9 protein-coding genes are annotated in these 12,827 nt (G+C 49.5%); 1 reads left to right on the top strand and 8 read right to left on the bottom strand.

Annotated features, from left to right (window positions below; all coding sequences use genetic code 11):
- The first annotated feature begins 9 nt into the window (after positions 1–9).
- Positions 10–1,887, top strand: a complete 1,878-nt coding sequence (gene ftsH / locus C8U37_RS08135; protein WP_108032747.1) for an ATP-dependent zinc metalloprotease FtsH — start codon at positions 10–12, stop codon at positions 1,885–1,887.
- A 284-nt stretch (positions 1,888–2,171) separates the two neighbouring features.
- Here ftsH and C8U37_RS08130 read toward each other — a convergent pair whose 3' ends face one another.
- The 8 genes from C8U37_RS08130 to C8U37_RS08095 form a co-directional block, all read right to left on the bottom strand.
- A complete protein-coding gene (locus tag C8U37_RS08130; protein ID WP_108032746.1) occupies positions 2,172–3,125 on the bottom strand; it encodes a carbohydrate kinase family protein in 954 nt (317 codons plus the stop codon).
- A gap of 54 nt (positions 3,126–3,179) precedes the next feature.
- Positions 3,180–4,679: a glycoside hydrolase family 32 protein gene (locus tag C8U37_RS08125; protein WP_170100228.1), complete on the bottom strand. Its 1,500-nt coding sequence runs from the start codon at positions 4,677–4,679 to the stop codon at positions 3,180–3,182.
- Between the two features lie 41 nt (positions 4,680–4,720).
- A complete protein-coding gene (locus C8U37_RS08120; RefSeq protein ID WP_108032744.1) occupies positions 4,721–6,334 on the bottom strand; it encodes a type 2 periplasmic-binding domain-containing protein in 1,614 nt (537 codons plus the stop codon).
- A 35-nt stretch (positions 6,335–6,369) separates the two neighbouring features.
- Positions 6,370–7,251, bottom strand: a complete 882-nt coding sequence (locus C8U37_RS08115) for a carbohydrate ABC transporter permease (RefSeq protein ID WP_108032743.1) — start codon at positions 7,249–7,251, stop codon at positions 6,370–6,372.
- 14 nt (positions 7,252–7,265) lie between these two features.
- On the bottom strand, positions 7,266–8,186 hold the full coding sequence (locus C8U37_RS08110) for an ABC transporter permease (RefSeq protein ID WP_425445661.1): 921 nt from the start codon (positions 8,184–8,186) through the stop codon (positions 7,266–7,268).
- A gap of 367 nt (positions 8,187–8,553) precedes the next feature.
- Positions 8,554–9,528, bottom strand: a complete 975-nt coding sequence (locus tag C8U37_RS08105; protein ID WP_108032824.1) for a LacI family DNA-binding transcriptional regulator — start codon at positions 9,526–9,528, stop codon at positions 8,554–8,556.
- 154 nt (positions 9,529–9,682) lie between these two features.
- Entirely contained in the window at positions 9,683–11,050 is a 1,368-nt protein-coding gene (locus tag C8U37_RS08100; protein WP_170100227.1) for a CHAD domain-containing protein, read from the bottom strand.
- A 197-nt stretch (positions 11,051–11,247) separates the two neighbouring features.
- Entirely contained in the window at positions 11,248–12,630 is a 1,383-nt protein-coding gene (locus C8U37_RS08095) for an MATE family efflux transporter (protein ID WP_108032740.1), read from the bottom strand.
- Positions 12,631–12,827: the final 197 nt, after the last annotated feature.

Below are 12,827 nucleotides of genomic sequence, written 5' to 3'. Positions count from 1 at the left end.
CAGACATAAATGGCAGATGACAAAAATAAAAACAACCGAAAATGGAATGTGAATCTGAACAACGAAAACCCCGATAAACGCAGAACGACAGCCTATTACTTGTTGATGGCACTGAGCGTCCTGATGTTCCTGAACTATTTCGTATTGCCTAGTTACATGAACCGAAGCGTGGAGGAAGTGACTTACAGCACGTTCCTGAATCAAGTGTCGACTGGTGACGTATCCGAAGTGAAACTGGAAGAGAACCAAATCACCTTTGTCGCGACCGATGACGCAGGCGACAAACAAGTCTACATGACCGGCCTAATCGATGACCCGACACTCGTCACCCGCTTGGAAGAAGCTGACGTGACCTTCAGCAAAGACATCCCGACTGAAGCCTCCCCGATCCTTTCCATCTTGGTTTCTTGGGTCTTACCGCTCCTGTTGTTCTGGGGATTGGGTAGCCTGTTAGGGAAACAGATGGCGAAACGGATGGGCGGCGGCGGTGCCGGTGGCGCGCTGTCATTCGGCAAATCGAACGCCAAAGTCTACGTGAAGGCAGGCGATTCGAAAACATTCAAGGATGTCGCCGGACAGGACGAAGCCAAAGAAGCGCTCAGCGAAGTCGTTGATTACCTGCATCAACCGAAAAAATACCAAGATATCGGTGCCAAGAATCCGAAAGGTATCCTGCTGGTCGGACCTCCCGGAACCGGTAAAACCCTGTTGGCCCGCGCTGTCGCAGGCGAAGCCGATGTGCCGTTCTTCAGCATTTCCGGTTCCGAATTCGTCGAAATGTTCGTCGGACGCGGCGCCGCCAAAGTCCGCGACCTGTTCAAGGAAGCCAACGAGAAAGCCCCCTGTATCGTCTTCATCGATGAAATCGACACGATCGGTAAGAAACGCGATAACGGCGGCTACGGCGGGGGTAACGATGAGCGTGAGCAGACCTTGAACCAACTGCTGGCGGAAATGGACGGCTTTGAAGCAAACAAAGGCATCATCCTCCTGGCTGCCACCAACCGTCCGGAATCCCTTGACGCTGCCCTACTGCGCCCGGGACGTTTTGACCGTCGCGTACCGGTTGAACTGCCGGACTTGGCAGGACGCGAAGCGATCCTGAAAGTGCATGCAACGAACTACAAGATGGATCCTTCCATCAATTACAATACGATCGCCCGCGCCACTTCCGGTGCTTCCGGTGCCGAATTGGCCAACATCATCAACGAGGGTGGCCTGAGGGCAGTCCGTGAGGGCCGCACCGCCGTCACCCAAAGTGATTTGGAAGAATCGGTGGAAACCGTCATCGCCGGTTACCAACGCAAAAACGCGGTCATTTCTCCGAAAGAGAAAGAAATCATCGCCTACCACGAAATCGGACATGCGCTGGTCGCCTCTAAGCAGACGGAATCCGCGCCAGTCCACAAGATCACGATCATTCCGCGCACTTCCGGAGCACTCGGCTACACGATGCAGATCGAGGAAGGCGAAAAATCGTTGATGACGAAACAGGAACTGTTCAACAAAATCGTCACGCTGGCAGGCGGTCGCGCCGCAGAAGAGATCGTCTTCGGCAGCATCACGACCGGTGCTTCGAATGACATCGAGCAGATGACCAAAATGGCCCGCGCCATGATCACGCGCTACGGGATGAGCGATGCCTTCGACATGATGCAGATCGAAACCCAGACCAACAAATATCTGGGCGGCGACACTTCCATGAACGTATCCGCCGGCATGGCCGAACAGGTCGACCGCGAAGTGCTGGACATCATCAAGAAAGCCCATGAAAAAGCCGCTGCCTTGCTGAGCGAAAACATCGACAAGCTCCATGAACTTTCCCGCTTCTTGCTGGTTGAAGAGACCATCACCGGCGAAGAGTTCATGAAAATAGTAGGCGAATAATGTCTTCAACGGATCCTAAACCACAAGAAACCGGGTTGCCTCAAAATGAGGCAACCCGGTTTCTTGTGGTTTGATGATCTGAGTGTCTAATTGTTTGTTTTTGGGTTCGAGTTCGTGTCGAGATTCCCCGTGAAGGTGATTTTGATGGGGAATATTGAGGTTACTGTGGACAATTTCCCCATCAAGTCAGTTTTGGCGGCTTTTCTGACTGTGATTCGAACTGATTTCCCTGCTGACATTGTTATTGCAGGTTATTTCTGAGCCTAAATTCAGTGCTGCATTTATTATCCTTCCAAGCTCAATACTTCTTGCAGGGTCGGGATGGATTGCATGCCGCCTGGTCGCGTCGTCACCAATGCGGCCACACGGTTGGCGAACGTGCCCATCTCGCGTATTTCATCCAAACTGCAGTCTTCCCAATTAACTCTGTTGGCTATCTGATAGAGGAAGGCTCCTATGAACGAATCGCCTGCCCCTGTCGTATCAACCGCTTTGACACTGATTCCTTCAACACTGGCTTTCTCGCCTTTGAAGTACAGGTCCGCTCCCTTGCTGCCTTTTGTAAGGATCAGCAATTTCGGTTCCGTCTTCAGCAGCGCCGCTATCCCATCCGCTTCCGAATCCGTGTCCGTAATGAAGGACAATTCGTCGTCGCTGATTTTCAGGATGTCGGCATACGGCAGGAATTGCTGGATCGTCTGCTTCAGCATTTCCGGATCCGGCCAGAGATTCAAGCGCACATTCGGGTCAAAAACGATTGTCCCGCCGGCCTGCTGCATTTTTTCCAAAGCGGCAAGATGCGCATACTTTACGGGTGCTTCAATCAGATCGACCGAGCAAAAATGCAGGATATCCGCAGCGGTGAAAACAAGTTCCTCCAACTCTTTCTTGTCCAGCAGCATATCCGCGCTGGGATTGCGGTAGAAACTGAATTCGCGCTCCCCATTTTCCTGGAGCGAAACGAATGCCAGCGCCGTGTTTGCCTCAGCGGTCCGGAACAGGTGACGGGTATCCACCTGATTCTGTTTGAGCACATCGGTCAGATAATCCCCGAAGGCATCCTGGCCCACTTTGCCGATGAAACTCGCGTTCCCGCCCAGACGGCTGACCGTCACCGCGACATTCGCTGGCGCACCTCCCGGTTGTTTGGTGAAGCCCTGAACTTCTTTCAAGGGCACCCCGATTTCGCTCGGAAAAAAATCAATCAGTATCTCTCCGATCGTATACACTCTCCGCATAACATCTCCTGCCTTTCCAAAATATTTTTTCCGCATACCTACCTGCAGCTGCGATCAGATAAAGGGCGTAAAAGTAGCTTCCTCAAACACTGCTTTGCCGCTGCATTCAAAGGAGATGCCCGTCGCTTCCGCTGTTGGATATACGTTTGCGGTCATGACCGCTTCGCCGTTTTTCTCAAACACTTCAACCGACGAACGGTCCAAGTAAATGGCGAGTTCAAGATGATCGCTCTTTCCGGACAATGCTACTTTCCGGCTGACAGGAGGGTGTGCTTCCTCCCCCTTCAGTTCGATACCGCTTGCGGATCGATCGATTCCCAATTCATTCTTTGCTTTGTCATAGTAGACTATGGTTCTTTCGTTCTCGTTCTCACGGAGATGGATGGACAGTTTTTCCAATCCGGACGTGTCCACTTTCAGCGTCAGCAATCCGCAATACCCTGCGATACCAGGGATTGTTTCTTTGGCATCTGCCATCGTGATCACCGGGCTGATTTCTCCCTGATTGTCGCTGTTCGCTACGATGCCGATCGGATATTGCTTCAACTTGCCATCTTCCCATTTCAGCTCTCTCGGGATCGTCATCGATCCTGTCCAGCCGTGGCCCAGCGTATCCGTCGGGAAATTCCGGCCCCACATCTGCATCCAACCGATGCAGATCCTTCTGCCTTTGTCGTCCTCAAGGCTTTGGGGAGCATAGTAATCCAAACCGTGATCCAATTCTTGATAACTTTCCGGGTGGAACTGTTTCGTCGCCCAATCCACCTCGCCGACAGCCAGTACCGACGCATTCAGATTCTGATAGTCGTCCCCATCCTGCGGCCATTGCATCGGCGAGAAGATCAGGCAATCTTTCCCATCCAAGTGGAAGAAATCCGGGCATTCCCACATGATCCCTTGCTCTTTGTTCCCCTTCAGGAAGACGGAGGCAAACTCCCATTCCACCAAGTCAGCAGATTGGTAAAGCAAAATCTGCCCTGTCTCGTCGCCAGCCTTGGAGGCGACTACCGTATAGTAGGTGCCTTCGTGTTCAAAAACTTTAGGATCCCGGAAATCGATCTGGGAAGCATCTGCCGGCAAAGCCGCAACCGGGATGACCGGATTTTGCTGCACTTTCTCGAAGTGCAGACCATCCTCCGACACCGCCAGGCACTGCACCTGGTGATGGACGCCTTCTTCATTGGCTTCGGTCACACCTGTATAAAGCAGATAAAGTTTTCCGTCCCGCTCGATGGCGCTTCCTGAGAAACAACCGGACCGGTCATACGCTTGATCCGGCGCCAAGGCGACAGGCAAGTCTTCCCAATGGATCAAATCCGCTGAGCGCATGTGGCCCCAATGCATGGGACCCCATTTCGCATCATAGGGATGAAACTGGTAAAACAGGTGGTATGCTCCTTGGAACTGGATGAAACCGTTCGGATCGTTCATCCAGCCCACTGGAGGTGAGGCATGATAGCGATTCCGGTATTGCGGATTCACTGTCCCCTTATTTTCTGCTATGTATCGGTTGGCCCGATCGATTGAATACTCAACTTGACTTTGGGTGTTCACGCTACCCCTCATTTCTTGGATTTTTTTTATTTTCTTTATGATTATTTATTGTTTGACAAGTATGTATCATAAGCGTCTTGTTTGATCTGCATCCATTCTTCCAACCCTAAACGGTTCAATTCCTCTACGTAGGCATCCCATTCTTCGGCGATTTTCCCGTTGGCGATCCATTCCGCACGTTTTCTGTTGACGAACGGCATCAAATCCGCTTCGATTTGAGCGATCCGGTCCGCTTGTTCGAGCGACAAGAATACGCGTGGATAATTGAATTGATTATGAACATCAGCCAAGTACGTGTCTTTGTAGATATCCAAACGCCATTGCGCATCATCCGGCATTGTCGTCACAGTTCCGTAGTACTCGTCCAAGATTGCCAATGGTCCGCCAGCTTCGGTTTTTTGACGCAATTCGCCTGGTGCTGTGCCTTCCAAAGGCAAGTGTTTCAACGAATTGGTTGCTTCTACGTATTCAAAGATATTCTGCTGTGTCTCATCTCCATAAGTGCCCCAGTTGTTCTGTACAGATTGGATCGGCACATACATTTGATCGGCCCATTTGGCAGTCAACTCCAGATTTTTGTTGGCGCTTGTGATGACGAAGCGGTCGCGGCTGAATCCGAAGCCGTTCGTACGCGTGACATGTTTTTCCCCATTCGGTCCGGCCAAAGCAGGCAGCGGTTCGTAGGAATCGTTCGCTCCCGAAACATTGGCTTTATCCCATGAGAAATAAACGCCGAACAGTTGCTCTTTCCCTTTCGCCACGTAGGCATTCCAATCCTGTTCGAAAGCTTCCACATCGACCAGATTCTTGTTGTGCAGCTCGTTGAAATAAGTAACGCCGTTTTTGAATTCTTCGTTGTCGGCAGTGAAGTCGATGGTGCTGTCGTCATTGACGACCAAGTGATCATCGTTGTCGCCGATCCCGAATGCGCCGAAGAGGAACTTCATGTCTTCATTTCCGCCATCATTGATGAAGGAAATCGGGATTTCATCGGCTTCGCCGTTGCCGTTCGGATCTTGGGTTTTGAACGCTTCCAATACAACCATCAATTCATCCGTTGTCTGCGGCATTTCCAAGCCCAAAGCTTCCAGCCAGTCGACGTTGATCCACGGGATATCGTTCACCGTGTGAATGGACTCTTTATCCTGGCCCAATTCTTCGATCCATGGCAGTGAGTAGATATGGCCGTCCGGTGCTGTGATCATGGCCAAATATTCCGGATTTTCGTCCAACACTTTTTTGAAGTTCGGCATGTGTTCATTGATCAGATCTTCCAAAGGAACGATGATGCCGTCTTCCGCCCATGAGAGCAGATCATAGTCACTGGCGCCGGCGTTCCACATGGCATCCGGCAAGTCGCCGCTGGAAATGTCCAGATTCCGTTTTTCGATATAGTCAGAAGAATAATTTTTCCATTCGATATTGACGCCGGATTGTTCTTCCAAACGTTGGAAAATCAGCTTTTCGTTCGGATCGGCCGGAGCCAACGGAGAACTGGAAGTGGACATTTTCAAGCTAACGGTCTCTTTCAACGGGAAGGATACATCCGTCAATTCGTAGTCCGGGGAAGAGGCCCCGCCGGATGAACCGCAAGCTGCTAAAGTCAGGACTGTTGCTGTGGATAATAGTGCCGTGCCAAAGTATTTTACTCTCATTTTGTATTTCTCCTTTATATTGTATTTCTTATTGCCTAACCTTTAAGTGAACCTGCCATCATCCCTTTATCGAAGTACTTCTGGAAGAAAGGATACATCACCAGAAGCGGCAAGCTGGAGAGGACGATCGTCGAGTATTTGATCAGTTCGGCCAATTGGGCCATTTCTGCCATCTGGGTGGCGGATCCGATCATATCTTGCTGCGGTTGATTTTGGATCAGTATTTTTCGCAGCACTATTTGCAGCGGCTGCAGGTCTGCATCGTTCAGGTAAATCATGGCGTCAAAGTAGGAATTCCATTGTCCTACAAAGGCATAGAGGAACAATACGAAAATGATCGGTTTTGCCAGCGGCAGCATGATTTTGAAGAATATCTGCATTTCGTTTGCGCCATCAATGATGGCTGCCTCCTCCAACTCGGTAGGCAATTGTTGAAAGTACGTCCGCGCCAGGATGATGTTCCAGATATTGATCGATCCGGGAAGGATGATCGCCCAGACCGTATTCAGCATGCCCAAGTTCTTCACCAACAGATAGGTCGGAACCAATCCTCCACCGAGGAACATGGTGATGATCAAGAAAATCGTGATGGGTCTTTTCCCTATCAGCTTCTTCTTCGAAAGCGGGTAGGCCGTGAGGATCGAAACGCCTACTGTCAAGGCACTGTATGCGGTTGAATAAAAGATGGAATTCAAGAAACCGCGAACGATTGCGGGGTCTTGCAGCACCCGTTTATACCCTTCCACGCTCCAATTGGCAGGATTCAGGCTCAACCCTTGTGAACGAAGAATATACGGATCCATGAAGGAAGCGATGAGCACATATAGCAAGGGCGATAAGGTAACCAGTACCAAGAAACCTATCAGAATGCGGTTCAGAAACAGAATGCGACGATCAAATTTTGTTAAGGTTATCATGTTTATCCTCCTCTCTATAATGCGGCATCTTCACTGCCGACCTTGTTCGCGACTGCATTCACAGTAAGCAACAAGATGATGTTAATGACTGTATTGAATAGCCCAACGGCAGTGGAGTAGCCATAATCGCCCATCTGCAGACCGACTTTATAGACGTAGGTCGAAATGATTTCCGAAACAGGCAGGTTCATCGATGTTTGCATCAGGAACGCTTTCTCATAACCAACGTTCATGATACCCCCGACAGAAAGGATGAACTGGATGACCATGATCGGGCGCAGCGCCGGAAGATCGATGTACCAGATGCGGTACAAGATATTAGCGCCATCCATATGCGCTGCATCGATCAGATCTTGGCTTACGTTGGCTAATGTGGCTGTGTAGAGAACCGACGCCCATCCCATACCTTGCCAAATACCGGATAGGATGTATAAAGTCCGGAAATAATCAGGATCCGTCATGAAGGTAATCCGCGAACCGGTTATAGCCTGTATGAATCCGTTGATGGGGCCATCTGCGGCCAGGAACATGAACAGCATCCCCACAACAATCACCAAGGAAATGAAGTTCGGTGCATACAGAATCAGTTGGAATCTCTTTTTCCATTTTGTGCTGATCAGATGGTTCAAGGATAATGCCAAAAGGATCGGCGGGAAGAATCCCAAAATCAGTCCATAAATACTTATTTTGAGCGTATTCTCCAATAACACGGAGAAGTTCGGTGAGTCGATGAACTTTACGAAGTTTTCCACTCCCATCCATTCGCTTCCCATGATCCCACGCAGCGGGTTGTAATCCTTGAAAGCCAAGAGAATGCCGTACATCGGGAAATATTTAAATACCAGTGTGAGTAACAGTCCCGGCAACAGCATGTAATAGAGCATTCTGTGCTGTTGGATGAATTCCCATTTTGTTTGTGTGCCCTTTGGTTTGATGCTTGTCTGGCTTTTTTTCATGACTGATCTAACTCCTCCTTTTGAAAATTGAAACGTTTCCACTTTGCTTCAAAAAATTCAGAAACGTCTTTTTTCAGAATAGAAACGTTTCCACTTTTTTTCAAAAAAATAGTTTATGAAGAATTTCAGCGACTGATCCAATCGCTTGGGTCAGCCAGCGCCAAAGAATCGGCATGCTACTTTTGAAATCGGTGCGGTTGATCGATAACCAACCTGCCCGCGATTTCAGAAATAGGGAAACGTTTATTCGGTAATTGAAACGTTTCCACTTTTCTTCAAAAAAATATGTTTTTGATTTAAACATATAATAATTCAGTAACCGTTTTCTGTCAATACCTAAATCATATTATTTTAACTTTTTATTTTTCGTCGTCGGCCCTTCTAGGTAATGGACAGGAAAAGTGATCTTCGTTTTGACGGGTTCGCCGTCGATCACTTGGATGATTTTTTCGACTGCGGCTTTGGCCATCAGATCCACAGGCTGACGGATTGTCGATACGATCTGTCTGCGCCCGGCTTCCATCTTGATGCCATCGCATCCGATGATCTGCACTTCCTCCGGCACTTTGCGTTTCATTTCATCCAAAACTTCGAGAATGTCCAAAGCAATGAAATCGGTGTGGGCGAATACGCCATCCACATCCGGATTTTTTTCGAAAAAAGTTCGTATCTCTTGCTTGAATTCCACAACAGGGTCTTCCCCATCGTAGATGGCATAAGGAACTCCCATAAGTCCAGCCTGCGCTTCAAAGCCATCCCTTCTCTTCGTCGTCTCGCTAGGAAAGCGTGAATGGGTTCCGACATAGCCGAGTTTATGACAACCCTTCTCAACCAACTTTTCTACCGCTAACTCACCTGCATGGAAGTTGTCCGATGTGACGCAGACCGTTTCTTCCTTGAAATGACGGTCGATGGTAACAAAAGGCAAATGCGACGAGACAAAATTATCCAAATCCGAATAGGTGATGCCGATGATGCCGTCCACTTTGTTTTCTTGGACCATCTGGATATATTCCAGCTCCTTGTCATTGCTGACATCAGAGTTGCACAAGAGCAGCTTGTATTTATGCTCGGACAAATTGCGCTCCACATAGTAGGCGAACTCCGAGAAAAACGGATGCCAGATTGTCGGAATGATCAATGCGATCGTATGCGTCTTGTTCATCTTCAGGCCGCGCGCATAGGCATTCGGAATATAATTCAACTCTTTCATCGCCGCTTCCACTTTTCGGCGGGTCGATTCTTTTACAGCTCCGGAATTGTTCAGCACACGCGATACGGTACCGACCCCCACCTTGGCTAAAGCTGCTACATCTTTCATTGTTCCCAATTTAAACACCTCCTTTTCTGTATACACTTACAATCTAATTATCATGATAGCAGAGTCGTGAAAATAAGTATAGGAGGATTTTTTCTGGTAAAGGTACAGCCCGCCATCTGACCGATATGCGGTCAAAGGACGAGCTGTTGTTTTTTCAGTCATCTTCATCATTCAAAATGGCTTCCCGGCGCTTGAATTGATGTGCACTAAGTATTCTGAAATGGTTTTGCAGTTCGGGATCTTCCGTATTTTCGGCCATCTCCAAAAGCAGGTTACCATTGATGTCCAGGTCGCAAAGCGTTCCGAGACCCGTCTGGATTTTTTTCATCTCCTTGATGACCGTCTTATCCTTCTCTCCGGTAATCGGGGCGAGGTAGGTCGCGGCATAACGAAGTTTCTTGGCGTTGATGCGCAAGCTGTGGGTCTCTTCATGGTTTGAGAAATCGACTTCTTCCCACTTGCGCATCAAGCGTTTCTTCATTTTTTCCAGCTTTTTGATTGTCGCTTTTTTCTGCTGATCATCATCCAAGTTGATGGATTTCAAGTACTGGGCCGTAGCGGCCTCCGCATCGAGAATGCGTTCAGTCAATGCGCCGCTCGTGATCAATTCATGGATGCTGTCCTGTTCCGCTTGGCGTTCTTCCATCAACCAGGTCATGACTTGGCCGTCCTCGGCCAGCATAGCCGGATACAACCCGCGCAGCTCGCGGCATTCCTCCATAAGCACATCCAGTTCACGTAGATACCCGAAGGTGGTAGCGATTTCTCGCCAATCCTCGCCCGCTTCCCGGTAATATTTCTCCTCGCCGTTCGCCTTATTGAAGTTCAGCAAAGCCCGCAATTGGCGGATTGTTACCCGCAGATCATGCGCCGATTCCGGCTCGACAGGGTCTTGTTGATAAGCGGCATAGGCATGCTGAACGCCTGCCATCTGTTCTTTGATGATGTCGGCGTACAAAGTATCTTCGCCATCGCACGGACCACAATCCGCTGTCCCTTCGTGTTTATCCGCCGCATGCTTTTTGTCCGCTTCATCGTGTTTGCATTTCGCTGATTCGCCTGGATCAACTAACCATTCCAAATTCCCGATCGGATCATCCGCGAAATCCACCGTAAAGAAGGCCACCGCCCCTTTTTTGAAGGGAATCGCGGCACCGATCAATTCTTTCGTCCAGATGCTCATGTATGGTTCGTGCCCGACTAGCGCCACAGTAAAACCCTCGGCCTCTTGTTCCAGTGCCTCCATGAAGGCCACGTAATCTCCGGTAGCCAAAAATTCCTGCTGTTGGATCTCTTCAACAGCCGTGGCTTCACCCACCAATTCGGCAGTCTGGCGCGCTCTTACCAACGGGCTCGTCCATATTTTTAAATTTCTGTGCTCTGTCAGCAAGGGTGCGATGTCGGACAGAAAAGCGTTCATTTCCTCCACTCCTGCTTCCGTCAGTTTTCTGTAGAAGTCATCCCCTTCAGGCGTACGCTCTTCTGCGATTCCATGCCGAATCAGTATCAATTGTCCTCCCATACTGGTCATCCTCCTTTATTTCGGTGTCCCAAATACGGATATCACGCCCCGATTTGTAACCGTTCTCTCATTGAACAGTATACCATTTTTCGCCAATGCATGTGAAAAAAATCCGCCTCTTTCTCAGAAAGCGGCGGACAAATTGAAGCTTATTAAATTTTTGGAGGAAGCATAGCTAGCCCTTTTCTCGAGTTAACTTAGGCCAGCTTCAGCTTTTTCCATTTGCCGGACCGGAAACGCATCGCGATCAGGAACCAGCGGATGATCTGATCCAACATGACGGCCAACCAAGCACCGAGAATGCCCAGTCCGAGCACCTGCACAAAGAAGGTGGCGGCTGCGACTCGGATGATCAAAATACCAAGGAAAGTCGAAATCAGCGGGAAAATCGTATCCCCGGCCCCACGCAAGGAACCTGCGACAATCAGTTGATGCGACTGAAAAGGCTGCGTGATGGCCGCAACCCGGATGGCGATTGCGGCGTTCCGGATGATTTCGGGATCACTGGAATAGAAACTGACGATATACTCGGCACCGAAAAAGAAGGCCAATCCGAGGATCGCACCACACAGGCTGCCAATTTTACCGGTCCGCGAGGCATAGTTTTCGGCCAACTTTGCATCACCCGCGCCCAATGCCCTGCCGACCAAGGACGAAGCCGCGATTCCGAAAGCTTGACCCAGTGTAAACGACAGCGTCAGGATGTTCATGCCGATGTTATGGGCGGCAAAGACCACCGTCCCCAAGCCCGACACGATTTGGATGAAGAGAATCATTCCGGAACGCAGCGCCAACTGTTCCAGCGCTGAGGGCAGTCCGATTTTCGCCAGACTCTTCATTGTTTTCATCGAAAAATGAAAAGGATGCGCGAACGAAAAATTCAGCTTGCTCTTGCCGGAACGCAAGTAACGGATCAGCAGGAAGCAAGCCACCGTGTTGGCGATGACGGTCGAAATCGCCGCGCCTTGGATGCCCAGAGCTGGTACTCCGAACAGCCCGTAAATCAGCAAGGCGTTACCGATGACGTTCAGGAAATTCGCTTGCAAATTCACGCCCATCGGAATCTGGGTTTCGCCGATCCCGCGCAAGGAACCGGAAATGCTAAAATTGAAGGATTGAAATAGGTAACTGATGCAGATGATGCGGAAATAGAGCCGGCCGACTTCGACTGTATCGGGCTGCGCGCCCATAAAGGCCATGATCTGATCGGAATAGACAAAGGCGGCCAGGGCCAATGGGGCGGAAAGGATCATGCTGATGATCATGACATGCTTCATGACGTTTTCCATCCGGTCGTGTTTTCCGGCTCCGAAATAGCGAGCAATCAAAGCTGTGCCGCCTATATTCAACGCCTGTACAACTGCGAGCCCAAGGAACAGCGGTTGGTTCGTCACTCCGACCGCCGAAACGGCCGCTGCAGCATAGGCATGATCCGCGATATTACCCAGCATCATCATGTTGATCATCCCAAACAACGAACTCAGGACCAGTTCGATCAGAACTGGCCACGCGATGTTCATGATTTCCTTGTTGATCGGACTTTTCAGCTGTTTTATGTCCGTTTGCTTCTCTTCCCCCATAATCAACCTCCTACGACTCGTGCTCTTATGCAAAGTACCGAACACTCACTTGTCCATCCTCATTCTTTCTTCAATTATAGCATATTTTTGAGCAACTATTTTGCTCAAAAATTTCTGTTCAACAAAGTTGCATAAACTGCCTGTTTCTTTTCATCCATGCAAAAATAGCGCGCCTGCCCATAATATAATTACACTAT

The organism is Trichococcus patagoniensis, from assembly GCF_003051085.1.
Taxonomy (GTDB): Bacteria; Bacillota; Bacilli; order Lactobacillales; family Aerococcaceae; genus Trichococcus; species Trichococcus patagoniensis.
This window is presented reverse-complemented; position numbering and strand designations above follow the sequence as displayed.